17 protein-coding genes, 1 tRNA gene, 1 rRNA gene and 1 riboswitch are annotated in these 24,034 nt (G+C 72.3%); of the genes, 12 read left to right on the top strand and 7 right to left on the bottom strand.

Annotation, left to right across the window (positions count from 1 at the left end; translation table 11 throughout):
• Positions 1-111: 111 nt before the first annotated feature.
• The 7 genes from ABT342_RS05430 to ABT342_RS05400 all read left to right on the top strand — a co-directional run bounded on the left by ABT342_RS05430 (position 112) and on the right by ABT342_RS05400 (position 6,388).
• Complete coding sequence (locus ABT342_RS05430) at positions 112-1,410, top strand: penicillin-binding transpeptidase domain-containing protein (protein WP_351567384.1); 1,299 nt, start codon at positions 112-114, stop codon at positions 1,408-1,410.
• A 96-nt stretch (positions 1,411-1,506) separates the two neighbouring features.
• Positions 1,507-2,001, top strand: coding sequence for an FBP domain-containing protein (locus ABT342_RS05425; RefSeq protein ID WP_351567382.1), 495 nt, complete (start codon positions 1,507-1,509; stop codon positions 1,999-2,001).
• 139 nt (positions 2,002-2,140) lie between these two features.
• Positions 2,141-2,341: a DUF5988 family protein gene (locus tag ABT342_RS05420; RefSeq protein ID WP_351567380.1), complete on the top strand. Its 201-nt coding sequence runs from the start codon at positions 2,141-2,143 to the stop codon at positions 2,339-2,341.
• 118 nt (positions 2,342-2,459) lie between these two features.
• Positions 2,460-2,533, top strand: a tRNA-Met gene (locus tag ABT342_RS05415).
• A gap of 117 nt (positions 2,534-2,650) precedes the next feature.
• Entirely contained in the window at positions 2,651-3,403 is a 753-nt protein-coding gene (locus ABT342_RS05410) for a MerR family transcriptional regulator (RefSeq protein WP_351567377.1), read from the top strand.
• Between the two features lie 282 nt (positions 3,404-3,685).
• Positions 3,686-4,885 (top strand): PP2C family protein-serine/threonine phosphatase, encoded by a 1,200-nt coding sequence (locus ABT342_RS05405; RefSeq protein ID WP_502965468.1) that lies wholly within the window; start codon positions 3,686-3,688, stop codon positions 4,883-4,885.
• 275 nt (positions 4,886-5,160) lie between these two features.
• Positions 5,161-5,297: riboswitch (cyclic di-AMP (ydaO/yuaA leader) on the top strand.
• 11 nt (positions 5,298-5,308) lie between these two features.
• Entirely contained in the window at positions 5,309-6,388 is a 1,080-nt protein-coding gene (locus ABT342_RS05400) for a M23 family metallopeptidase (protein ID WP_351567374.1), read from the top strand.
• A 112-nt stretch (positions 6,389-6,500) separates the two neighbouring features.
• On the opposite strand, the gene ABT342_RS05395 is transcribed toward ABT342_RS05400, so the two are convergent.
• The 4 genes from ABT342_RS05395 to ABT342_RS05380 all read right to left on the bottom strand — a co-directional run bounded on the left by ABT342_RS05395 (position 6,501) and on the right by ABT342_RS05380 (position 11,747).
• Positions 6,501-7,832 (bottom strand): PrsW family intramembrane metalloprotease, encoded by a 1,332-nt coding sequence (locus ABT342_RS05395; protein WP_351567371.1) that lies wholly within the window; start codon positions 7,830-7,832, stop codon positions 6,501-6,503.
• 203 nt (positions 7,833-8,035) lie between these two features.
• Complete coding sequence (trmB, locus tag ABT342_RS05390; RefSeq protein WP_502965467.1) at positions 8,036-8,863, bottom strand: tRNA (guanosine(46)-N7)-methyltransferase TrmB; 828 nt, start codon at positions 8,861-8,863, stop codon at positions 8,036-8,038.
• 81 nt (positions 8,864-8,944) lie between these two features.
• Positions 8,945-10,171, bottom strand: a complete 1,227-nt coding sequence (lhgD, locus tag ABT342_RS05385; RefSeq protein WP_351567368.1) for an L-2-hydroxyglutarate dehydrogenase — start codon at positions 10,169-10,171, stop codon at positions 8,945-8,947.
• A 145-nt stretch (positions 10,172-10,316) separates the two neighbouring features.
• Positions 10,317-11,747, bottom strand: coding sequence for an NsdA family TPR-like regulatory protein (locus ABT342_RS05380; protein WP_351567366.1), 1,431 nt, complete (start codon positions 11,745-11,747; stop codon positions 10,317-10,319).
• Between the two features lie 827 nt (positions 11,748-12,574).
• On the opposite strand from ABT342_RS05380, the gene ABT342_RS05375 reads away from it, so the two are divergent.
• A complete protein-coding gene (locus ABT342_RS05375; RefSeq protein ID WP_351567363.1) occupies positions 12,575-14,761 on the top strand; it encodes an asparagine synthase-related protein in 2,187 nt (728 codons plus the stop codon).
• 19 nt (positions 14,762-14,780) lie between these two features.
• On the opposite strand, the gene ABT342_RS05370 is transcribed toward ABT342_RS05375, so the two are convergent.
• Positions 14,781-16,652, bottom strand: coding sequence for a sigma-70 family RNA polymerase sigma factor (locus ABT342_RS05370; RefSeq protein WP_351567360.1), 1,872 nt, complete (start codon positions 16,650-16,652; stop codon positions 14,781-14,783).
• A 260-nt stretch (positions 16,653-16,912) separates the two neighbouring features.
• A complete protein-coding gene (locus ABT342_RS05365; protein ID WP_351567357.1) occupies positions 16,913-17,716 on the bottom strand; it encodes a TetR/AcrR family transcriptional regulator in 804 nt (267 codons plus the stop codon).
• A gap of 338 nt (positions 17,717-18,054) precedes the next feature.
• Here ABT342_RS05365 and ABT342_RS05360 point away from each other — a divergent pair, with 338 nt between their 5' ends.
• Together ABT342_RS05360 and ABT342_RS05355 are read left to right on the top strand one after the other, a co-directional pair.
• A complete protein-coding gene (locus tag ABT342_RS05360; protein WP_351567354.1) occupies positions 18,055-19,512 on the top strand; it encodes an NAD(P)/FAD-dependent oxidoreductase in 1,458 nt (485 codons plus the stop codon).
• 151 nt (positions 19,513-19,663) lie between these two features.
• Positions 19,664-21,337, top strand: a complete 1,674-nt coding sequence (locus tag ABT342_RS05355) for an ATP-binding SpoIIE family protein phosphatase (protein WP_351567351.1) — start codon at positions 19,664-19,666, stop codon at positions 21,335-21,337.
• Here ABT342_RS05355 and ABT342_RS05350 read toward each other — a convergent pair.
• Positions 21,334-22,617 carry an MFS transporter gene (locus ABT342_RS05350; RefSeq protein ID WP_351568109.1) on the bottom strand — a complete coding sequence of 428 codons (1,284 nt, stop codon included), beginning with the start codon at positions 22,615-22,617 and terminating at the stop codon, positions 21,334-21,336. The genes ABT342_RS05355 and ABT342_RS05350 overlap by 4 nt on opposite strands.
• A 119-nt stretch (positions 22,618-22,736) precedes the next feature.
• Between ABT342_RS05350 and ABT342_RS05345 the strand changes: the two genes are divergently transcribed.
• Together ABT342_RS05345 and ABT342_RS05340 are read left to right on the top strand one after the other, a co-directional pair.
• Positions 22,737-23,306: a MarR family winged helix-turn-helix transcriptional regulator gene (locus tag ABT342_RS05345; RefSeq protein ID WP_351567348.1), complete on the top strand. Its 570-nt coding sequence runs from the start codon at positions 22,737-22,739 to the stop codon at positions 23,304-23,306.
• Positions 23,307-23,946: 640 nt separating this feature from the next.
• Positions 23,947-24,034 (top strand): 16S ribosomal RNA (locus tag ABT342_RS05340); the annotation flags it as partial.

Here is a 24,034-nt window from a genome sequence, read left to right as displayed (position 1 = left end):
AACACAGGGACGCTCAGGGAGTCCAGATGCGCCGTCACTGCCGCCTCTGGGGTCGCCCGTCCGTTCGGGTTCGCGTCCGTACGGGCCCCGCCGCTCCCTAGGCTGACGATCATGCACTCGACGATCAAGCGCCACACCGTCCACGCCGCCCTCCTCGCGCTGCTCCTCGTTCCCGCGACGGGGTGTACGGACGGGTCGAGTTCGCCGCCGAGCAGGGCCGAACCCGTACCCGGGACCACGGCCGCGGACGGCGAAGGGCTCGGCGACGTCATCGTCGGCGGGCGGCCCGTCACCGGGTCGAAGCCGTCCGGGAACGCGAAGGTCCCGTACCGGCGTACGTACACGGATGGCCAGTTGTACGCGTCCGTCACCGGGTACCGGTCGATGGCGTACGGCCGCACCGGTCTGGAGGCGCTGTACGACGACGTACTGGCGGCCGGGAACTCCGGCCGCGTGGTGACGACCATCGATCCCGCCGTGCAGAAGGCGGCCGCCGACGCGCTGAAGGGACGGAGGGGCGCCGCGATCGCCCTGGAGGTGGGGAGCGGGCGGGTTCTGGGCCTGGTGAGCGCGCCGTCGTTCGACCCCTCGCTGTTCAGCGGGGCCGGCGCGGTGGACGAGGCGACGTGGCAGAAGCTCCAGGGCGACGCGGACAAGCCGATGCTCAATCGGCCCCTGCGCAAGGCCGTCGAGCCGGGCGGGACGTTCGGCGTCGTCGTAGCCGCCGCGGCCCTGGAGGAAGGGTTGTACGCGTCGGTCGACGAGCACACGCGCAGCCCGAAGCGGGCGGCCGACGCGGCTCGTTGTGAGAACGCGTCCATACGGTCGGCCCTGCGGTACTCGTGCGACAACGTCTTCGCCGGCATGGCCGTCGAGCTGGGGCACTCGCGACTCGCGGCGATGGCCGAGGCCTTCGGGTTCAACGACGCGGAGCTGGCCGTACCCGTGAGGGCCGCGGAGAGCGTCTATCCCACGGGTGACGTGAGCGCGGCGGACCTGGCCCTGACCGGTGCGGGCCAGGGCGGGGTGACGGCCACGCCACTGGAGATGGCCAGGGTCATGGCCGTGGTCGCGGGAGGCGGCAAGCTCGTCGCTCCCCACATGGTCGCGAGCCCAGGGAGGCCGAGGGGCAGCGGCGGCGCGGGCACGGAGCAGACCATCCGGCAGAAGACCGCCGCGGAGTTGCGGTCGGCCCTGGAGAGCGCGGCGGCCGATGCGGCGCCGGGCGGAACCGTGCTCGGCGGCACGACCGGCTCGGCAGTGGCGCCGGCAGCGGCCTGGTTCGTCTCGTACGCCCGGTCGGGGAGCGGTGACGGCGGGAAGCTGATCGCGATGGCCGTCTGTGTCGAGGGCGGCGACGAGGCGGTCGCCGTGCGCGTCGCGGAGGCGATGGGCAAGGCCGCCTCGTGACGTCGGGCGGCGGTCAGGTGGGATCGGGCCTTCCACCTTTGCCTATAAGTTTTAATCCTTTGCCTAGGACTCCTAGGCATTGTTAGCGTCGTCCGCATGATCGCAGTCAGTGAAGCCGACATCCGTGCGTCGTTCGTCAACTGCTCGAAGGGGGAGGCCAAGCGCCTGGCGGTACCCCGCGAGCTCGCCGAGCAGCCGTGGGAGGACCTGGACTTCCTGGGGTGGCGCGACCCCGCCGCGCCGGACCGCAGCTATCTCGTCGTCGAACGGCGCGAGGGCGGCGGGCTGATCGGTGTGTCCATGCGCTTCCCGTCCCGGCAGCGTGGCTACCTCCACCGCAGCATGTGCTCCCTGTGTCTGACGACGCACCCCTCGGACGGCGTCTCCCTGATGACGGCCCGCAGGACCGGCCCGGCGGGCCGCGAGGGCAACTCGGTCGGTGTGTACATGTGCACCGACCTGGACTGTTCCCTCTATGTGCGGGGCGCGAAGGCCGCGGTGCCCGGAGGCCGCTTCCAGGAGTCCCTCACGGTGGAGGAGCAGATCGAGCGGCTGAAGAACAATCTGTACGCGTTCCTCGACCGGCTCTGACCTCCTTCGACCGGGTCCGACCTCCTTCGGCCGAGTCCGACCTGCTCCGGCCGGGGGCCGACCGGCTCTGGCCTGCTCCGACCGGCTCACCGGCCCGGCGGAGGTGCGGTCAGGCCCCGGGGGTGGCAACACTGGATGTATGACAGCCAAGGCGCTCCTCGAGGGCGGGCCGGACGATCTGCAGGAGCGGATCGTGCCGATCACTCCGCCCGGAGTGGAGCTGAAGATTCCGCATCGCGGCGGGTACGAGCACTTCAAGGCCACGTCGCGCCACGAGGACAGTCCGGAGGGTCGGCTGCCCGTTTACGAATGGTGGGAGCGTACGGAGATCGCCGAGTAATCCCTGGTCAGAGGCGTATGAGGGCGTCCGGCGGCGCGCGGGCGCCCGCGTTTCGGGGTGCCCGGAGCGTAAATCGGCGCGGATCTTGCTCCTGATGGCGTAAGGTTGTGTTCACCGACGCGGGGTGGAGCAGCTCGGTAGCTCGCTGGGCTCATAACCCAGAGGTCGCAGGTTCAAATCCTGTCCCCGCTACTGAAACCGAAGGCCCGGATCCTCTTGGATCCGGGCCTTCGGCGTATCTCCGCATCTCCGAATCTGTCTCCGTATCGGCTTGACCTTTACGCAACGTCAAGATTTAGCGTGAAGGGCATGGAGTCGGAGTGGTCCATTCAGGAGATCGCCAAGAAGGCCGGGACGACCAGCCGCACGCTCAGGCACTACGGAGACCTGGGGTTGCTCGCACCGAGCCGGATCGGCGCCAACGGCTACCGCTACTACGACCAGGACGCCCTCGTCCGGCTGCAGCGGATCCTTCTGCTGCGCGAGCTGGGCCTCGGGCTGCCGGCGATCGCGCAGGTCCTGGAAGGCCAGCGGGACACGACCGCCGCCCTGCTGACGCATCTGCGGCTGCTGGAGCAGGAGCGGGAGCGCATCGGGCGGCAGATCGCCTCGGTGCGGACCACTCTCGACCGGACCGAGAGAGGAGAGGAACTCATGGCGGAAGAAGTCTTCGACGGCTTCGACCACACCCAGTACGAGCAGGAGGTCACCGAGCGCTGGGGTCGCGACGCGTACGAGAAGGGCGACCGCTGGTGGCGCTCGCTCAGCGCGGCGGAGAAGCGGGCCTTCCAGGAGCAGCAGGCCGCCATCGCCCGTGACTTCGGGAAGGCGGCGAAGGCCGGGCTCGCGCCGGACGGCGACGAGGCGCAGGAGATCGCGCGGCGGCAGTGCGAGTGGCTGTCGGGGACGAGCGCGCCGACGAAGTCGTACGTCATCGGGCTCGGCGAGATGTACGTCGCCGACCCGCGCTTCACGGCGAACTACGACCGGCACGGGGAGGGGACCGCGGTCTTCGTCCGGGACGCGATGAAGGTCTACGCGGAGCGCCACCTCAGCGCCTGACCGGCGACGGCTGATCAGCGACTGACCAGCCACTGACCAGCGACTGATCGGCGACGGCTGATCAGCGTCTGACCATCGACCGGACAGCCGCTGAACCGCGGCTGAGTCCTCGCGTCAGCGCGGTCACCGGGAGGGCCCCCGGTGATCAGCGAGCACGGCCCCGTAACCCGGTCGGCGGACGGCGAGTCGCCGTGCGGCGCGGCTCCGGCCAGCCTGGGTGGGGCGCGGTACCGTCCGCAGCCGTGGGCGGACCGCGCAGGGAGATCACTCGGGAGATCACTGGTGGGGCAGCGAGAGGGCGACGGCGACGGCGACGGCGACAGTGCCAACGGCAGCGCGGCCCATGGCGACGGCGAGGACGGCGGCACCCGGCGCGACGGTGCCCGCCGGCTCGTCCTGGCGCTGCCGGGGCTGGTCATCCTCATCGGCGTACTCTTCGACCTCGCCACCCCCGAGGCGTACACCGCCTCGCCGCTCTTCGCCGCCGCGCCGCTGATCGCGGCCCCGTTCTTCTCCTATCGCGGCACGCTGGTGACCGCCGTGGCCACCGTGGCCGCCGTGCTCGGACTGCACATCCACAACGGCACGATGACCCAGGTTCCGGCGACGACCGAATTCCTGACCGTCGTCACGGTGTCCGTTCTCGCCCTCTTCATCAACCGTGTCGTGCGCCGCAGCGGCGAGCGCCTGGCGTCCGCGCGCGTCATCGCGGAGGCCGCGCAGCGTGCCGTACTGCCCTCGCCCGCCGACCGGATCGGCGGGCTGCAGATCGCCGCGCGGTACGAGGCGGCGCAGGCGGACGCGTTCATCGGCGGGGACCTGTTCGCCGTGCAGGACACCCCGTTCGGGGTCCGGCTGGTGGTCGGGGACGTACGGGGGAAGGGGCTGGACGCGGTCGAGGCGGTGGCCGTCGTGCTGGGGGCGTTCCGGGAGGCCGCCGAGCAGGAGTCCACGCTGGAGGGGGTGGCCCAGCGGCTGGAGCGCGCGCTCGCGCGGGAGGGGACGCGGCGCTCCGGGCTCGACGCGTTCGAGGGCTTCACCACCGCCGTGCTCGCCGAGATCCCGCGCGGCGACGGCCGGGTCCGGGTGGTCAACCGGGGGCACCCCCCGCCGCTGCTCCTGCACGCGGACGGCGCACTGGAGCTGCTGGAGCCGGTCCGGCCCGCGCTGCCGCTCGGCATGGGCGATCTGGCCTCCTGGCCGGACCGGGCGGACGAGAGCGCGTACCCGCCGGGCGCGACCCTCCTCCTCTACACGGACGGACTCTCCGAGGCGCGGGACGCGCATGGCGTCTTCTACGATCCGCGCGAACGCCTCGGGGGCCGGATCTTCCCCGGCCCGGAGGAACTGCTGGACGCGCTCGTCGACGACGTACGGCGGCACACGGGCGGCGAGTCGACGGACGACATGGCGCTGCTGGCGGTCAGCCGGCCGGGGGAGCGGCAGCCGGAGCGGCGCAAAACGGTACCGGTGGTTCCGTAGACGTGTCCCGTGGGCGTGCTCCGTAGACACGAGTGCGCTACGGAACGTAGCCGAAGGGCGCCCCTCCGCATAACATTTGACGAACTGTCAGAAGATGGTGGTGACGGGATTCCGGTTGAGGGGCGGTCAACTCGCCCGATTCCGCCCGCTTGTGCCCTGGTAAGTCCATGGCGAGGGTGTTAATGATCAGCTGGAACGGCTTGGAATCACGACCGGGTGTCTATTAACGTTCGATAACGCAGCGCGGTCGTCCCAGCCGTCGCAAGAGACGGCACCGTGCGCACGCGCCGAATCCCGCAAGGGAACCGGGGAACCACCAATTGGGGTGAATCGGGCGCCTTCGTGGTGCTCGTAGGAGACCTTCCTGCTCCGAACCCGTCAGCTAACCCGGTAGGCGAGAAGGAAGGAAAGGAGCACGCCCCCGTGGCGTCAAACGAGCCTGCCCTCCAGGATCCCCCCACCACCGAGTGGGTCCCCACCGGCCAGTGGGCCCCCACCGCCGCGGGGGAGGAATGGAACCCGACGGAGGAGTCCGTCCGTCCGGTCCGCGGCAGGCACCGCGTCGTCAAGCAGCGCAATGGACTGGCCCGTAGCTCCACCGTCCTCGGTGTCGGCGTCATCGCGGCCGTCGGCGCGGGCGGTATGGCCACCGCGCAGGACAAGCCGCCGGTCTCCATATCCCTTCCCGACACCATCACGGACAACCTCCCGGACGCCAAGTCGCTGCCGGGTGTGGGCTCCCTTATCTCCGACTCGGACGAGGACGAGGCCGACGCGCAGAGCGGGAACGAGGCTCCCCTCACCACGCTTTCCATCGACTCCTCGGCGGACAGCGGCGCCGACGCCACCGCCGACGCGGGCGAGGCCCTGCGCGCCCGGATCCTCCAGCAGGCCGAGCAGCAGCAGGCCAAGGTCGACGCCGAGGCCAAGGCGGCCGCGGAGCAGGCGGCAGCGGAACAGGCCGCGGCGGAGGCCAAGAAGCAGCAGACCGCGGCCGAGGCCAAGGCCGCCGAGGAGAAGCGGAAGGCGGAGGCGGCGGCGAAGGCGGCTGCCGAGGAGGCGGCGCGCAAGGCGGAGGCCGAGCGGCTCGCCAAGCTCGCCGCGAGCTACTCCCTGCCGACGTCCTCGTACACGATCACTTCCACGTACGGCCAGGCCGGCTCGATGTGGTCCTCCGGCTACCACACCGGCCTCGACCTCGCCGCGCCCACGGGTACGCCGGCGAAGGCCGTGCACGGCGGCACCATCAAGTCGGCCGGTTGGTCGGGGTCGTACGGCTACCGCATCGTGCTGGAGCTCGAGGACGGCACCGAGGTCTGGTACTGCCACCTGTCGTCGATGACCGTCGGCGCCGGGCAGAAGGTCGGCACCGGCGAGACCATCGGCCGCGTCGGCGCCACCGGCAACGTCACGGGCCCGCACCTGCACCTGGAGGTGCACACGGCGGGCGGCGACGGCATCGACCCGATGGCGTGGCTGCGCGGCAAGGGCCTCACGGTCTAGGGCCGGATCTCACGAAGGCCCGTACGGCAGCTCTGGCACCGCCACCCGGCGACCGCCAGAGCTGCCGTTCTGTTGTCTCCCGTACGGTCCCTCACGTGTGTGGCGTGTGTGGCTAGCCGCGGTACGGGTTGTAGCCGTCGTAGTCCCGGTACGGCGGGGGCACCCACACCCGCCCCGTCGCCCGCGCCGCGTACGTCAGTGCCGGGCCCGCTATGTGCTTGCGCTGCCAGAGGTGGTGCAGCAGCTCCTGCTCGCGCGCGACGAAGTCCGGCCCCGCCGCCCCGCGGTGGGCCCGGTGACGCAGGAACGCGAGGGACGTCGCGAACGCCTCGTACTCGGACACGGCGCGGGCCGCCGCCGGACCGTGCCGGTGCCCCGCCATGTCACGGGCGACCGTGCGCGCGCGCATCGAGGAGAGGGCGAGCGGCTCGGCGGCGGAGAGCCAGCCGGCCGCGGCGTACGCGGGCAGCTGGGACGAGATCGTGCGCAGCTCGCGCTGGCGGGACCATATGGCGAGCCACGTCAGCAGGCCGACCGCGGGCAGCATGAACAGCCCGTACACCGCGAGGAAGCCCCAGGGGCTGAACACCGCCGACCCGTTCCACAGGGCGTGCATGCCCATCGCGACCAGGAGGCCGAGCAGCGGCAGCACGGTCCTGCGGAACCTGCGCCGCCGGGCGGTGAACGCCGCGATGCCGAAGCCGATACCGGTCATCACCGTGAAGAGCGGATGCGCGAACGGCGACATCACGATCCGGACGAAGAACGTCCCCGCGGTGATTGAGGCGAAGCCCGCGTGGCCGGACTCCTGGTCCTCGCCGAAGGCGCGGCCGAGATACAGGATGTTCTCGGTGAAGGCGAAGCCGGTCGCCGTGAAGCCGGCGACGACGACTCCGTCGACGAGCCCCGTGAAGTCCCGTCTTCGGAAGAGGAAGATCAGCAGGATCGCGGCGGCCTTGGCGCTCTCCTCGACGACCGGGGCGACCACCGTCGCCCCGATGGTGTTGGCGGAGGCCGGGTCGGCCGTGGCGGTGGCTATCCACTGGGTCGCGAACGAGTTCGCGATGATGGCGACGAGCGCGGCGGCGAAGGCGCCCCAGGCGAAGGCGAAGAACAGGTTCCGCCAGGGGCCCGGCTCGACCCGGTCCAGCCAGCGGAACGCCGCCAGCAGCAGCGGAACGGGCAGCAGGGCCAGGCCGAGGCCGACCATGAAGCCCTGGGTGCCGGTCTGTTCGCGGACCAGCGCGAGGATCACCAGCGCGGAGAGGGCGAGGAGCGTGATCACGGCCCCGGCGCGCACGGCTTTGCTGCGCCAGAAGGCGCGGCGCGGTTTGTAGCGCCACTGCGCGCGCTCCGGGACGGCTTCGAACAGCGGCTGCTCGTCGCACGCCGGAACGGCGGGGTGGGGCTGGGGCCGCGTGGGCTGCGGGGACGTGTCGGACACCTAATGACCCTAACGACCGCCACTGACAGCGCGAAGGTACTTTTGGCGCGACTTCGCCACTGCTTTCGTCGTCGCGGTGGCTGTCGCTGTCGGTATGACGTCAGCCGCTGCTTGGTCGCTGCTTCGCTGCTGCTGCTCCGCTGCTTGGCCGCTGCTTCGCTGCTTGGCCGCTGCTGCTCGGCTGCTTCGCCGCTGATGCTCCGCTACTTCCGGCGGAACAGCAGGTCGTGCACCACATGGCCCTTGTCGAGCCCCTGTCCCTCGAACCGCGTCAGCGGGCGGAAGGCGGGTCGGGGCGCGTAGCCGCCGTCCGGCTGTGTGTTCTCGAAGTCCGGGTGCGCGGAGAGCACCTCGAGCATCTGCTCGGCGTACGGCTCCCAGTCGGTCGCGCAGTGCAGGACGGCCCCCGGCTTCATCCGGGTCGCGGCGAGGGTCAGGAACTCCGGCTGGATCAGCCGGCGCTTGTGGTGCCGCTTCTTCGGCCACGGGTCGGGGAAGTAGACGCGCAGCCCGTCGAGGGCGTCCGGGGTGAGCATCTCGCGGAGCAGGATGATCGCGTCGCCGTTCGCCACGCGGATGTTGGTCAGGCCCATCCGGTCCGCGAGCCCGAGCAGATTGCCCTGGCCGGGCGTGTGCACGTCCACGGCGAGGATGCCGGTGTCCGGGTCGGCCGCGGCCATCCGGGCCGTCGCCTCACCCATCCCGAAGCCGATCTCCAGCACGACGGGCAGCCCGCCGAACATCTCGCCGAGGTCGAGCGTCCGCATCCCGTCGATGTCGAGCCCCCACGTGGGCCACAGCCGCAGCAGCGCCTCGCCCTGCCCGGCGGTCACCCGGCTGCGGCGCGGCTGGAAGCTCCGGATCCGCCGCTCGTGGTGCGACCCTGCCGGATCGGCCGCGGGCCCACCCGGAAACCGCGGCTCACCCTTGGCGCGAGCGGCCGGGGCCACGGGAGCAGCGGGAGCCGCAGGCGCCGCGAGGGCGTCGGCGGGGCGGGGGGCTTCGGTGGTGGTGTTCGCGAGCTCAGACACAATGCCCCGATTGTACGGCGGGTGGGTGCGCGGGCGGCGGGTCTGCGGAGAGGCCGCGGCGGGACTCCTGCGGGCCCCGGTTCAGGCCCGCCCCTGCGCGAGCGACGACAGCACCCGGCGCGCCACCTCACGACCGATGGGCAGGGACGCCGTCGCCGCCGGAGACGGCGCGTTCAGGACATGGACCGTGCGCGGGGCCTCCTGGATGAGGAAGTCGTCCACGAGCGTGCCGTCCCGCAGGACGGCCTGCGCCCGCACCCCCGCCGCCGTGGGCCGCAGGTCGGCCTCCGTGACGGCGGGCAGGAGGCGGCGGACCGCCGCCGTGAAGGCGCGCTTCGACAGTGAGCGGTGCAGCTCGCCTGCGCCGTACCGCCAGTGGCGGCGGGCGATCCGCCAGGAGCCGGGCCAGCTCAGCGTCGCACCCAGCTCGCCCGGGTGGACCGTGGACCAGTCGTACCCCTCGCGGGCCAGCGCCGGCACCGCGTTCGGACCCACGTGGACACCGCCCTCGATGCCGCGGGTGAGGTGGACGCCGAGGAAGGGGAAGGCCGGGTCCGGGACCGGGTAGACCAGTCCGCGGACCAGCTCGGGGCGCGCCAGCTCGTAGTACTCCCCCCGGAAGGGGACGATCCGCATGCCCGGCTCGTCGCCCGCCAGCCGTGCCACCCGGTCGCAGTGCAGGCCCGCGCAGTTCACCAGAGCCCGCGCCCGGACGATACGGCCGGAGGCCGTGCGCACCGCGACACCCCAAGGGCGCCGGTCGACGGCCCGCACCTCCTCGCCGTAGTGGATCCGCGCGCCGGACGCCTCCGCGAGCCGCTCCGCGACCGCCCCGAAGTCGCAGACCCCGGTCGTCCCGACATGGATCGCGGCGAGCCCCCGCACCTGCGGCTCGTACTCCGCGATCTGCGCGGGGCCCAGCTCGCGCACCGGGATCCCGTTCTCCCTGCCGCGCTGGACGAGGGCGTGCAGCCGTGGCAGCTCCTCGCGCTCGGTGGCGACGATCAGCTTGCCGGTGACCTCGTGGGCGATTCCGTACTCCGCGCAGAACTTGACCATCTCCGCGGCGCCGCGCACGGCGAAACGTGCCTTCAGTGATCCCGGCCGGTAGTAGATCCCGCTGTGGATCACTCCGCTGTTCCGCCCGGTCTGGTGGCGGGCGGGGCCTGCTTCCTTCTCCAGGACCACCACGGAGGTGCCCGGCGCCGAGCGCGTCAGGGCGTACGCGGTCGACAGACCGACGATCCCGCCGCCGATCACCACCACGTCACAGTCGTACGCCTTCGCGTATGCAGCTGCCGTCGTCACCACTCACCTCCCACCCCCGATGATGCATTGGCCCACTGACAATGCCGCTAAACCAGGTGGGACACGCCTCACGCCGGAGTCACATCGCACTCGGCCGGAGCCGTGCCGGGCCCGGCCGGAGCCGTACCGGGCCGGCCGACCGGCCTCACGCCGACGTCATCATCAGCAGCGGCCGCGCCCGCTCCCGCAGCTCCGCCACGCGCGGCTCGTCCCCGTACGGTTCCAGCCGGTGCAGCAGATCCCGTACGTACTCCGTCGTACGCGCGGACGAAATCCGGCCGGCGACCTCCACGGCCCGGGTCCCCGCCGCGCACGCCGCGTCCAGGTTCCCCGACTCCAGCTCGGCCACCGCGCTCACGACGAGCCGCAGCCCGTGCGAGCGTACGAACTCCTCCGTCGGCCGGGACAGCGCCTGCTCGGTGAAGCGCCGCACCTGGCGCGGCGCCTTCAGATCCCGGTAGCACTCGGCGGCGTCGGCCGCGAACCGGTCGTACGAGTAGAAGCCCAGCCAGGACGGGTCCGCGTCGCCCGCCCGGGAACGCTCCAGCCAGCTCTCCGCGGCCTTCAGCGCCGCACCGGCCGCCACCGCGTCGTTCGCCTTCGCGTGCGCCCGGGCCTCCACCAGCCGGAAGAAGCTCATGGTGCGGGCGGTGGCCAGGCCGCGGTTGCGCTCCACGGCCGCCTGCGCCAGGTCCACGCCCTCGTCGGCGAAGCCCCGGTACGTCGCCTGGAGCGACATCGACGCCAGCACGTACCCCCCGAGGGGTACGTCGGCGGCGGCGCGGGCGAGCCGCAGCGCCTGGATGTAGTAGCGCTGCGCCGCCTCCTGCTGGCCGGTGTCGAAGGCCATCCAGCCCGCCAGCCTGGTCAGCTCGGCGGTCGCCCCGAACAGCGCCCGGCCGACCTCGTCCGAGTACGAACCGAGCAGCAGCGGGGCCGCGTCGACTCTTAAGCACTCCGGGACCATCGACGAACGCCAGTCACCGCCGCCGTACTTGGAGTCCCAGCGCCGGGCGTCCTCCGCCGCCTCGCGCAGCTTGGCCACATCGCTGTGGCCGACCCGCACATGAGCGTCCTCGGGGCCGTCCGAGCCGTCGACGGACCGTTCCACCGAGGAGTCGGCGGGCGTTATCAGCCAGCGGGACGCGGGCGTCGCGTACGCGCTCACCGCGAACGAACCGGCCAGCGACTGCCAGATCCCCCCGCCGCCCGCCCGCCGCCCGGCCAGATCCAGCCGGTACAGCTCGGTGGCCGACTTCACCGCTTCGCCCACATCGCGCGGGAAGGCGAGCCCGACCTCGGGGGCCGGGTCGGCGTCCGCGAGCCCGATCTCGTGCAGGGGCACCGGGCGGCCGAGCTTCTGGCCGATGGCGGCGGCGATGAGATGGGGCGCGGCGCCCTGCGGCACCATGCCCTTCGACACCCATCGGGCCACCGACGTCTTGTCGTAACGAAGGGTCAGACCGCGCTGCGCGCCGAGGTCGTTGACCCGCCGGGCGAGGCCGGCGTTGCTGATTCCCGCGAGGGCGAGAACGGTGCCGAGCTTTTCGTTCGGCCCGCGTTGCTCTCTGGACATGCGACGCCACCCCTCGACACACAGACGGCCGCCGGGGCATACGCCTCCGGCGCTCGTGTTGCATCCTCCCGGGAGAGCCCCCTTCCCGGACCCCGGCCGTCGGCTGCAAGAGCACCTGGCCGAGCCCTTCGGAATATGCCCACCCCGGAGAACAGCAGTGAACCCAGCGTAGTTCGCCGCATCCCGACCGTTAAGAGGCGGTGGTCCGGATGGCGAGATTGTTGTGTGTTTCGCTCCGGACGGAGCGAGGGCGGCGCGTGGGCGGAGCACGGACGGAGCGCGGATAGGGCATGGCGGAGCGTGGGCGGGGGTCCGGGAGGGGCGACGGCGGTGTGCGGACGGCGGGCCGGGACGGGTCTTTTGCCGTGCTCCCGCCGTGTGGCCGTGCGCCCGGCCGTGCGCTCTCGTCCCGCTCGCGCGGGAGCGATTCCATGAGTGCTGCGTGGGTCGGCCCGCCGGCACAGGGTCCGGTGGGCTGGGGGATCCCGCCGCCTCATTTCCCCGCGGGCGGCGGACCGGTCCGGGAGGTGGACGCCACCTCCCGGACTGTGCGAGGGAGCCCTCCGGGCCGCGTGCGGATGCGGACGTCCCGGGCCTCGTCGGCCCCTCGGTGGCCGCAGAATGGCCGAATGCCACCGCCTGAATGTCCAGTCCGTGGACACTGCGGGCCGCGCGAGGGCGTCGCCAAATGGCCAATGCCAGGGGCGCTTTCACTTTTCGCGCACGCCGCCCGGAGCCCCTCTTATGCGCCGTTGTCGTGGCAGCATGTCCTCATCGGGTGCTCCTTGCGGGGTGCCGTGAGTTGTCCACAGGCTGTGGAGGCGGCGATGCGGTGGCTGGTGGGGTGGAGCAGTATCGCCGCGAGCTTCGGTACGGCGGGGCGGGTCGGCGCGGGGGCCACCAGGTCCTCGGCCGGCTCCCCGGCCGGTTCTCATGCCGGTTCTCATGCCGGTTCTCATGCCGGTTCTTCGGCCACGTCGTCCGCTGACGAGGACGGCACCGTCCACCCCGTGGGCGCGCAACTGCTGTGGGGCGATCCCGATCCGCTCTGGGCCGTCGGCGACTGGCGCCCCGACGAGGTCCGCGTCGTCTCCGTCGACCCCTACACCCGCCTTGCCGTACTGGGCTGTTGCGCCGCCAGCGACGAGGAGCTGAAGGTCGGGCTGTTCGCGGCGCGCGGCGGCGCGCTGCGCCATCTCACCGCCTGGGCCGGCAGCTACACCGCGGTCGTCCAGGTCGGCCGCCGTATCACCGTCGCGAGCGACCTGGCCGGCGCCCGGCCCGTCTTCTACACCCCGTGGGCGAACGGCACGGCGTACGCCACCGCCGCACTGCCGCTGGCCGACCTCATCGAGGCCCAGCTCGACATCGGCTACCTGGCCGCGCTGCTCGCCTGCCCCGAGACCCCGGAGGCGCTGCGCGACTCCACCCCGTACGCGGGCGTCAAGCGCATCCCGCCCGGCCACGCGCTGATCCTGCGCGAGGGCTCGCGCGAGATCACCGGATACGAACCCGTCGCCTCGCTCGCCGTCGCGGCGCCCCAACTCGACCCGGACCGCGCCATGGACGCGATGCGGGACGCGCTGGTCGACGCCGTACGCGCGAGACTCACCGCGCCCCGGCACGCGCCCGTGACGCTGCCGCCCGACCCGGGGCCCGTTCCCGGGATGGGCCCCGCCGAACGGCGCGCCGCACGCGGCGCGCCCGCGCCCGGTATCGGCGCGGACCTGTCCGGAGGCAGCGCCTCCGGCACGCTGGCGCTGCTCGCCGCCGGGCTGCCGGGCGTCCCCGGCACGGTCCTCGGCCACGGCACCGGCGCGGGCGAGCGGCTGCTGGCGGTCACCTTCAACGACCTGGCCGCCGGGGCGGGGCGGGAGGCCGAACTGGAGCGGGCCCGCGTCATCGCCGCCAACCCCCGACTGCACCACGTCGTCGTGGCGGCGGGCGAGGAGGCCCTTCCGTACGCCGACCTCGGATCCGGGCCGCTGACCGATGAGCCAGGCCCCTCGCTCGTCACCGCCGAACGCCACCGGCGACGCCTCGCCGCCGGCAGCGCCGACCACCTCACGGGGCTCGCTGCCCGCCAGGTCCTGGACGCGCATCCGGCCAGGCTGGCCGATCTGCTGATGGACCGCCGGCGCCGCCCGCTGCTGCGGCCCGTCTCGGCGCTCGCCCGCGCGCAGGGGCCATCGGCGGGCTCGCTCCTGGTCCCGCTCACGGTCTACCGGGCGGCGCGGCGCCTCGCCCGTACGCCGTACCGGACGGGGCTGGAGTCGGCGGCGGCGCATCTGCCTTCGGCCAACCGAGCCACGGCGGCGGTGAACGGGCCCCTGGGCGCGTCCCTGGCGGCCCTCACCTGGTCCCGGCCGGGGCCGGCCGCGCGGTGGCTCACCGGGGAGGCGCTCGCTGAAGTATCGGTTCGCCTCCAACAGGCGGCGACCCGGCCGACGTCCGTGCAGCGTCCGGGCGAGGCGCGGGCACGGGCGGCGCTGGCGCGCCACGCGGCCGACCACCGGGTGCTGGAGCAGGCGGCGGAGGTCCGCAGCCAGCGCCTGCACGCGCCCTTCCTCGACAACCAGGTCGTACGGGCGGCACGCGACCTCCCCGAAGCGCTCCGCGTCCAGCCGGGCGCACGGGCGGCGGTCCTGCGGACGGTCCTCGCGGGCGCGGGCATCCACGATCTGCCGACCGGCTGGGGGGCGACGTCCCAGGCGGCGTCGACGGCCGCGACCCGGGCGGGTCTGCGGCTCGCCCTGCCCGATCTGCTGGCGCTGTTCGACACCCCGCTCCTCGCGGACGCGGGCCTGGTGGAGGCCCGGGTCGTGCGCAAGGCGCTGCGGGCGGCGTCGGAGGGCGAGCCCGTTCCCCTGGACGGCCTCGCCGACCTGGTCTCCACGGAACTGTGGCTCCGCCGCCTCCTCGCCCGCCGCGGCACCTGCTGGACGGGCACGGCGGCCCCACGCCAGCGGGCGGTCGCGGCCGGGGTCCCGCCCCGCCCGACACTCCAGGCGTAAGCCCTCCGGGCGGACGACGCTACTTCGAAGACGCTCCCTGGGGGCAGCTGATCCGAGACTGCGCCCAGTCCGCGAGGGCCACCGTGCCGAACGGCTCGTGCGGCTCCACGACCAGCCGGATCGTCCGGCGCCCGGAGATGGCGACATGCGCCGGCACCGCCGCGTCCCCGCCGCGCAGCACGGGCGACCGCCACAGCCGCGCCCCGTCCCCGTAGACGGAGAAGCGCGCCGCGCCCAGCCCCAGCGTCATGTCGTCGACACCGACGAGCGCTTCGTACGTGCTGCACGACCGGTTCAGATCGATGGTGACGGAGGACTTGGCGTGCACCGTGACGCCGTGCCCGTAGCGGGTGCCGGCGATCGACATGCCCCAGCGCTGCCAGAGCCAGCTGCTCGCACCGAGCCGCACTTCAGGTGCGGTGCCGTCGCCGGAGACGCCGTACTCCAGCTGGTTGACCTGGAAGACGACCGGGGTGGACGGCGCGGGCGGCTTCGGCGGAGGAATCGGCGTCGGCTCGGGCTTGGGAGGCCCGGGTTTCGGCGGGGGCTTCGGCTTGGGCGAGGGCTTCTTCGGCGGCGGGGCCGGCTCCGGCGCGGACGGCGCGGGAGGCGCGGGAGGCGCAGGGGGCTCGGGCTTCGGCTTCGGCGGTGGCTTCGGTGCGGGAGCGGGCGGCCGCGGTACGACGGGCTCCACGGCCGGCGGCTTCGCCTCGGGCTTCGGCGGCGCCGGCGTCGGGTCGCCCGAGAGCGCCCACACCAGCCCGGCGGCCGTCGCGACGGCCGCCGCCGCGGCGATCCCCGCCTTCGCCGGGGCGGCCAGGCCCTCCGCGGCCACGGCCCCGCCGGACACTCCACCCCCGCCCCCACCGGCACCCGCACCCGCAGCCGACCCGCTCGCACCCGCACCCGCACCCACCCCGGTCGCGGCAGCGGCGGCACCCGCCCCCGCCGCGCCCACCGCGCCGCCCGCCACCAGCCCGGCGGCCTTGAGCGAGTACCCGGCGGCGAACCAGCCGATGACCGCGACCGGCAGCAGCGCCGGGATCCCCGCGTTCACCTGCTCCAACTCACCCGCCGCCAACCGGCACTTGGCGCACTCCTCCAGGTGCTTGCGCAGCCCCCGCTCGGCCCGCATCCGCAGCCCGCCCCGGGCATACGCCCCGAGCCGGTCGGCGTACCGCGCGCAGTCGCCGGCCGAGGTGAGTGCCGTGCTCACATGCGCCTGCAGATACGCCTGCCTGAGACCCTCACGGGCCCGGCTGGCGAGCACCGCCGTGGCGTTGGCGGTGAGCCCGAACAGCGGCGCCACCTCGCTGGGCGACTCCTCCTCGACAGTGGTGTGCCAGAGCACCGCCTGCCAGCGCTCGGGCAGCGACCGGAAGGCCTGGAGCGCCAGCGACCGCTCGGCCTCGTGCATCGCCCGGACGTCCGCGCCGAGCTCGAGCGTGTCCCGCTCCGGCAGGTCGGAGGCGTGGGCGGCCTGGTCGGCGAAGACCGCGAAGTCCTCGACGAGTTGCTCCCGCTTCGACGACTTCGTCCAAGCGGCGGCGACCCGCCGCACGGTCGTCAGCAGATACGCCCGCACCGCGTGCTCGGGCCCCGCGCCACCGCGCACGGCCTGCAGCGTCCGGGCGAACACCTCGGCCGTGAGGTCGTCCGCGGTATGGGCGTCCCGGCAGCACGTACGGGCGTAACGGCGCACCGCGTCCGAGTGCCTGCGGAACAGCTCCTCGTACGCGCTGTCGTCGCCGGCTCGCATCCGCTGGACCAAGTCGGCGTCGGACGGCGGCAGACGACGGCCGCCCTGACGCGGGACCTGACGTGGAGTCAGCCCGGCCGCATCTGTTCCATCCGCCCCGGCGAGTGGTTCGTCCGGACCGTCACCCGTCATCACCGGCCAAGAGTCCCACAGCGGAGCGAGCCGGTACGGCCCACGCCGTGTCAACCACCCGTCCGGGGAAACCTGATGGACCGGAACACAGCCCTTCACCCGTACGGGTAACCCTTCCCGCCGTGCGCAGGGGCACTCGCGGCCGCCACCGAGGCCGTACCGGGAGAGGAGGGAACCGGGGGCCGGAAACCCCCGGTCGTCCACCCCACCCCGGCACGACCGTCACGATTGTCGGACGACCGTCACGACGGCTACGACGGTCACGACCGGCGCGAGCGCAGTCCCTCCAGCAGGATGTCCAGGAGCCGGGCCGAGGCCGCGGCCTGCTGCGCCGGGTCGGGCAGCGACGGCGCCGCCGTGGCTATCACCAGCAGCACATCGGCCACCGTGACATCGCCCCGCAGCTCACCGGCCTCCCGCGCCCGCTCGACCAGCCGCCCGACGACCTCCAGCAGCTCGCCCGAGCCCGCGTCGTCCTGCTCGGCCACAGCCACCGGACGCGGCGCGACGCCCCGCAGATCCCCCGACGACGCGCCGCCGCCCTGCGCGGGACCGCTCTGCCGCTGCTGCGGCACCCGGGCCCCGTCGCCCGCCGCCGTCGAGTCGTCGACGTCCACACCGACCCGCAGTATCTGCGGCGGCAGCAGCCGTCCCGCACCCGAGGCGACCGACGTCCGCAGGAACCGGGAGAGCGCCGACCACGGCTCCTCCTCCTGCCCCAGGGCCGTACGAGCCTGGTCGGTCAGCCGGGAGGTCTCCTCCTCGGCTATCCGCCGCACGAGCACGTCCTTGCTCGGGAAGCGGCGGTAGACCGTGCCGACCCCGACCCGCGCCCGGCGCGCCACGTCCTCCATCGGCGCCCCGTAGCCCAGCTCGCCGAACACCTCGCGCGCGGCCCGCAGGACGTGCTCCAGATTGCGCTGCGCGTCCACCCGCAGGGGCGTCGAACGGCCGATGTCGGCCATTCCCGTTCCCAGTCCCGCAGCCGACGCACCGCGCCCGTTGCCGTTGCTGCCGCCGTCGGACGCGACAGCGGTCTGCCAATGGGAATCCTGAATGTGCATATGTGTTCCCCCGGTAATGATGTCGTCTCCCCCCGGAGACTCCCCGCCCTGACAGTCGAGGTGAATCAGACGAGTCACCGACCCGACACCCCGACGGAGTACGAACATAGTTGAGTCGGAGTCAATTCAGAAGAGGCTCTTCCGCACGGTCCGCCCCCCGATCGGAGCAAGAGCCGGAACGCTCCCGATTCCGCCCGCTCCCGTTACCCCCCTCTCCCACCCTGACCTGCAGTTTTTCCATCGGGTCCGGACGTGGCCCCGGCGGCACCCGGCGAAAACCTCCGGTCACACAATTTGCCGGGCCTGTGGACAAACTCCTGAGGCCGTTGCGTCATGGGATGGTGAAGGCTGCAAACTCCCGGGACACGACCCCCGGCTCCCCGCCGCGCACGCGCATTCTCGTCGTCGGCGGCGGCTACGTGGGGATGTACACCGCGCTGCGTCTCCAGCGGAAGCTGAAGGCGGAGCTGGCCCGTGGCGAGCTCGAGATCGTCGTGGTGGCGCCCGAGCCGTACATGACCTATCAGCCCTTCCTCCCCGAGGCGGCGGCCGGCTCCATCTCGCCCCGCCATGTGGTGGTCCCGCTCCGCCGTGTCCTGGACAGATGCAGGATCGTCATCGGCGAGGTCGAGTCCGTCGACCACGCCAAGCGCACCGCGACCGTCGCCACCCTCGCCACCAAGGAGGAGGGCACGGGCGGGGTCCCGTTCGGCTACGACGAGCTGGTCATCGCCCCCGGCTCGATCTCCCGCACCCTCCCGATCCCCGGCCTCGCCGAATACGCCATCGGCTTCAAGACCGTCGAAGAGGCCATCGGCCTGCGCAACCACGTCATCGAACAGATGGACATCGCCTCGTCCACCCGCGAGCCCGCCCTGCGCGACGCGGCCCTCACCTTCGTCTTCGTGGGCGGCGGATACGCGGGCGTGGAGGCACTCGGCGAGCTGGAGGACATGGCCCGGTACGCCACGCGCTACTACCACAACGTCAAGCCGGAGGACCTGAAATGGGTCCTGGTCGAGGCGAGCGACCGGATCCTGCCCGAGGTCGGGGCGGAGATGGGCCGGTACGCCATCCGTGAGCTGCGCGGCCGCAACATCGATGTACGGCTCGAAACCCGTCTGGAGTCCTGCGAGAACCGCGTCGCCGTCCTCTCCGACGGCACCCGCCTGCCGACCCGTACGGTCGTATGGACCGCGGGCGTCAAGCCCGCGCCCGTTCTCGCCGCCACGGACCTGCCGCGCAACGAGCGCGGCCGACTCGTCTGCACCGCCCGGCTCAGCGTCGACGGCGTCGAGCACGCGTGGTCGGCCGGTGACGCCGCCGCCGTACCGGACCTGACGGCGGACGAGCCCGGCAAGGACACCGCGCCGAACGCCCAGCACGCCGTCCGCCAGACCAAGGTGCTGGCCGAGAACATCGTGGCCTCACTGCGCGGGCAGCCCCTCCAGGACTACGCCCACGCGTACGCCGGCTCCGTGGCCTCGCTCGGTCTGCACAAGGGCGTGGCCCATGTCTACGGCCGCAAGCTCAAGGGCTACCCGGCCTGGCTGATGCACCGGGCGTACCACCTCAGCAGGATGCCCACTTTCAACCGGAAGGCGCGGGTCCTGGCCGAGTGGACGCTGTCCGGGCTCTTCAAACGTGAGATCGTCTCGCTCGGCTCGCTGGAACACCCGCGCGCCGAATTCGAACTCGCCGCGGGCGCCGTCCCCTCCAAACCCCTCACACGCCGCCACGAGGACCCGCCCAAGGGCGGGAAGGGCCGGAACCCCGGGCAGAACCCCGGAGACTGAGCCCGCTGTCAGTGCGGTCGGCCACACTGGACGTGTGACGATAGGTGGACTGACACCTGCACAGAGTGACCTGTCCACGGGGCGCGGCCACCGAGACGGCCGGCGGCCACCCGACACGACCAGCAACCAACCACACGAGGCTAGAAGATCCGTGAACTTCACGCGTTGGAGCGCCCGGCTCCCCGGTACGCAGCGTCGCGCCGCGGCTCGGATCGACCGCGGTTCCGTGCCCGCGGCCCGCGGCGAGTACGACCAGCGGCCGGGGTCCCGCTCCGATGCCTCGGACGCCTCCGGTGACGACCTCGGCGACACGGCCGCCGCGCCCGGCACCAGACTGGAGCACTTCTCGGCGGGGGAGCTGCTCGGCGGCCTCCCCGCACTGGTCGCGCTCGTCCACGGCCCCGATCACCGCGTCGTGTACGTCAACGACGCGTACGCGGCGGCGTTCGGCCCCCGCCCGGCCGGCGCCCCGGCCGCCGAGGTGTGCCCCGAGCTTGACGAGCTCGGGCTGTTCCCGCTGATGGACCAGGTGGCGCGCAGCGGCAAGCCGCGCACGGTGAAATCGCGCCGCGTCCGCGGCGGCGGTTCGTACACGGTCACCTGCCTGCCCGCGGAAGCCCCCGAATCCGACGACCCCGGCGGAGTCCTCGTCTTCGCCGCCGATGTCACCGACCACGCCGAGGCCGCCGAGCGGCTGCGTGCCAGCGAGCGCCGGCACCGCGAAACCGCCGTCACCCTGCAGCGCTCCCTCCTCCCGCAGGAGCTGGAGCAGCCCGACGACCTGCGGATCGCCGCCACGTACCAGCCGGGCGGCACGGACGCCGCCGTCGGCGGCGACTGGTACGACGTGATCACCCTCGGAGCCGGCCGCACCGCCCTCGTCATCGGGGACGTCATGGGCCGCGGGGTGCGCGCCGCCGCCGTGATGGGCCAGCTGCGTACGGCCGTCCGCGCGTACGCCCGCCTCGACCTGCCCCCACACGAAGTCCTGCAGCTGCTCGACGGACTGGCCGCCGAAATCGACGCCAGCCAGATCGCCACCTGCGTGTACGCGGTCCACGACCCCAACGAGGGACGGCTCGTGTACGCGTCGGCGGGCCACCTGCCGATCCTTGTGCGCGACGCCGACGGCACGGTCCACCGCGCCGAGGACCCGACGGGCCCCCCGCTCGGCACCGGCGGCTGGCTGCACACCTCGGGCACGATCCCGCTTCTGCCCGGCTCCACCGCCGTCCTCTATACCGACGGCCTCGTCGAACGGCGCGGAGAGGACATCGACGAGGGCGTGGCCGCCCTGGAGAGCGCCCTGTCCGGAGCGACCGGGTCCCCCCAGGTCGTCTGCGACCGGCTCATCCGCTCCCTCGGAGTGACCGCCGAGCACGACGACGACGTCGCGGTCCTCGTCCTCCAGCACCCCACCCGTACCGGCACGGACGCGGAGCTGTTCCACAACGCCGCCCTGGAGCTGCTCGGCGGCATCGAAGCGGCCCCCCGCGCGCGTGCCTTCGCCTCGGGGGTCCTGGCCTCCTGGCGCTTCCCGGTCGAGCTGCGCGACCTGGGTGTGCTCGCCGCGAGCGAGCTCGTGGCGAACTCCCTCCAGCACGGCACCCCGCCGATGCGGCTGCGTCTGCGCCGCACCGACCGCCGTCTGATCATCGAGGTGACGGACGGGGACGACCACCTGCCGCGCCGCCGCCGTGCGGAAACGGAGGACGAGGCGGGCCGCGGGATTTCCATCGTCGCGACGATCGCCTCGTCCTGGGGCAGCCGCCGCACGCCGGGCGGCGGCAAAGCGGTGTGGTGCGAGTTCGCGCTGCCCGACTAGGCCGCGGCCTCGACCCGGGCGTCCTGCGCGGGCCGGTGCTGGGCCACGATCCGCGACTTCGTAGCGAGCGCGGGCCGGTCCTGCACCGGCGCGAGGTGCTTACCGAGCCGCAGCGCCAGAGCCGTGATCCCCAGCGAGAAGAGCACGAACGTCACGATGTACGGCCCGTGCAGTGCCGCCCCCATCGGCCCGCCCACGGCCGGACCGACCGCCAGCGCGAGCTGCTTGACCAGGGCGAACGCCGAGTTGTACTGCCCCACCCGGGCCTCCGGCGCCAGATCGGCGACGAGCGGCGCCACGGTCGGCGACAGCATCGCCTCGCCGATCCCGAAGAGCGCGTACGTCGACACGAACGCGGCCGTCGCCATCTCCTGGCTGCCGTGCCCGAGCCCCGCGTACCCCGCCAGAAGCCACGCCACGGCCCAGATGAGACCGACGGCGGCGATCACCCGCGTACGCCGCCGGCGCTCGACGAACTTGAGCACGACGAACTGCGCGACCACGATGGCGCCCGTGTTCGCCGCCAGAGCGATGCCCAGCGTGGACGGGTCGATCCCGGCGGCCTCGGAGCCGTACGCCGCGAGCCCGGACTCGAACTGCCCGTAGCAGGCGAAGAAGAGGACGAACCCGAGCACACACAGCTGCACCATGGCCCGGTGCCCGAGCAGCGCGCGCATGCCGCCCCCGGTCTCCGCCGCCGGCCGCGCCCCCTGGAGGGCGGGCGCACCGGGCATACGCACGGTCGCGGCGATCCCGGCCAGCACGACGAACATCGCCGACTCGATGGCGAAGAGAAGGGTGAAGCTGGAGGGCCGGCTCGCGTCGACGATCTGCCCGCCGATCAGCCCGCCGATGCCGAGCCCGAGGTTCTGCAGAAAGAACTGCATCGCGAACGCCCGGGTCCGCGCGGACGGCCGTGAGCACCACACGATCATCGTCGCGAGCGCGGGCTGCATCACGGCGGTACCCGCGCCCAGCAGCGCGGCGGAGGCGACGACGGTCTGGACACCGGCGGACAGTCCCATACCCAGCGCGCCGACGGACGCCAGCAGCGCGGACACGACCAGCACCGGCAGCGGTCCGCGCCGGTCGATGGCCCGCCCGCTGAACGGCAGGACGACGAGCGCTGCCATGGCGAAGACGCCGAGCACGGCCCCCGCCGTACCGGCACCCAGGTCCCGCACCTGAGCCACATACACATAGAGGTACGGAACGGTGAACCCGAGCCCGAACGCGCTCAGCACGTTCCCTGCCTGGATCCGGCGCATCGCTGCACCCATCGCCTTGGACACACTCACCTGCTTCAATCAGGCTTCGAAGACTTCGAAGCTAAAGTTAGAACATTAACAATACACATGGAAGGACTTAGAAGCCAACCAAGGCATGGGATAGTGGCCGCATGTCCGACACCCCCGAGCAGCCCGGCCCGCAGACCTCCCTGCAGGAGCCGAGCCTCGACGAGCAGATCGCCGCCTATCAGCGCGAGTTCCGCGACCTCGACCCCCAGGTCGAGAAGGTCGTCTCGGCCCTTGGCCGGCTCAACCGCCGGATGAACGTCGCGTATGGCCGCCAGGTCGCCGCCCTCGGCATCAGCAACGCCGAGTGGGAGGTCCTGAAGACCCTGGTCCTCGCCGGCGCCCCCTACCGCCTCGGCCCCGGCGAACTCGCGAAGCGCCTCGGCCTCACCCCGGCCGCCATGACCCACCGCATCGACCGCATGGCGAACGAGGGCCTGGTCACCCGTGACCGGGACGAGAAGAACCGGGTGCGCGTCATCGTCGAGCTGACGGACGAAGGCCGTACGAAGTGGCTGGAGGCGATGCGGGCCGCCACGACGTTCGAAGAGGACCTCCTCCAGGACCTCTCGGCCGAGGAGCGCGGAGCGCTCGGCGACATGCTGATCCGCCTCCTGCGCCGGGTGGAACACGCACAGCCGGACGCCGGCGGCCGGCTCACCGACCTGGACTAGAAGGTGTCGGCCAGATGGACGCAAGGGTGAGTTGACACACCCCTGGTGGATCCGTAAGGTTCTTCGAGTTGTCACGGAGCCGGAACGGTTCTGCGACGACGGATCTCGCCGCTGATGCGGCACCCAAACTCCGTACGATCTCCCTACCGGGACGAATTTCGGCATGCCGAAATTCATTTCGAACGACTCGATTATGAGTCGCCAGGGAAATCCGCTAGAGTTTGAAACGTCGGAACGGCACAACAGCCGCAAAGACGCCCCCCTCTGACTGGGAATCAGGCCCGAAAGGATCTGATAGAGTCGGAACCGCCGGAAAGGGAAACGCGAAAGCGAAGAACAGCCCGGCAGCCCGCTCCAGCGGGTGGCAGAAACGGAAAACGGATCTGCTAAGCTGGAAACACGAAAAACCGAAGGGAAGCGCCCGGAGGAAAGCCCGAGAGGGTGAGTACGAAGGAAGCGTCCGTTCCTTGAGAACTCAACAGCGTGCCAAAAATCAACGCCAGATTAGTTGATACCCCGTCTCCATCACGGAGATGAGGTTCCTTTGTAGAAAACACAGCGAGGACGCTGTGAACGGGCTGGATTATTCCTCCGGCCTGTTCCGCTCAACGCGAGTGTCACACCGGATTACCGGTAAACATTCACGGAGAGTTTGATCCTGGCTCAGGACGAACGCTGGCGGCGTGCTTAACACATGCAAGTCGAACGATGAACCTCCTTCGGGAGGG

The sequence above is a fragment of the Streptomyces sp. NPDC000410 genome, from assembly GCF_040300305.1.
Classification (GTDB): domain Bacteria; phylum Actinomycetota; class Actinomycetes; order Streptomycetales; family Streptomycetaceae; genus Streptomyces.
This window is presented reverse-complemented; position numbering and strand designations above follow the sequence as displayed.

Excerpts from the sequence above, each read along its gene's own strand:
- ABT342_RS05430 (WP_351567384.1), top strand. The coding sequence starts at position 112 with ATGCACTCGACGATCAAGCGCCACACCGTCCACGCCGCCCTCCTCGCG.
- ABT342_RS05345 (WP_351567348.1), top strand. The coding sequence starts at position 22,737 with ATGTCCGACACCCCCGAGCAGCCCGGCCCGCAGACCTCCCTGCAGGAG.
- ABT342_RS05380 (WP_351567366.1), bottom strand. The coding sequence starts at position 11,747 with ATGTCCAGAGAGCAACGCGGGCCGAACGAAAAGCTCGGCACCGTTCTC.
- ABT342_RS05370 (WP_351567360.1), bottom strand. The coding sequence starts at position 16,652 with ATGACGGGTGACGGTCCGGACGAACCACTCGCCGGGGCGGATGGAACA.
- ABT342_RS05365 (WP_351567357.1), bottom strand. The coding sequence starts at position 17,716 with ATGCACATTCAGGATTCCCATTGGCAGACCGCTGTCGCGTCCGACGGC.
- ABT342_RS05360 (WP_351567354.1), top strand. The coding sequence starts at position 18,055 with ATGGTGAAGGCTGCAAACTCCCGGGACACGACCCCCGGCTCCCCGCCG.
- ABT342_RS05425 (WP_351567382.1), top strand. The coding sequence starts at position 1,507 with ATGATCGCAGTCAGTGAAGCCGACATCCGTGCGTCGTTCGTCAACTGC.
- ABT342_RS05375 (WP_351567363.1), top strand. The coding sequence starts at position 12,575 with ATGCGGTGGCTGGTGGGGTGGAGCAGTATCGCCGCGAGCTTCGGTACG.
- ABT342_RS05350 (WP_351568109.1), bottom strand. The coding sequence starts at position 22,617 with ATGGGTGCAGCGATGCGCCGGATCCAGGCAGGGAACGTGCTGAGCGCG.
- ABT342_RS05410 (WP_351567377.1), top strand. The coding sequence starts at position 2,651 with ATGGAGTCGGAGTGGTCCATTCAGGAGATCGCCAAGAAGGCCGGGACG.
- ABT342_RS05420 (WP_351567380.1), top strand. The coding sequence starts at position 2,141 with ATGACAGCCAAGGCGCTCCTCGAGGGCGGGCCGGACGATCTGCAGGAG.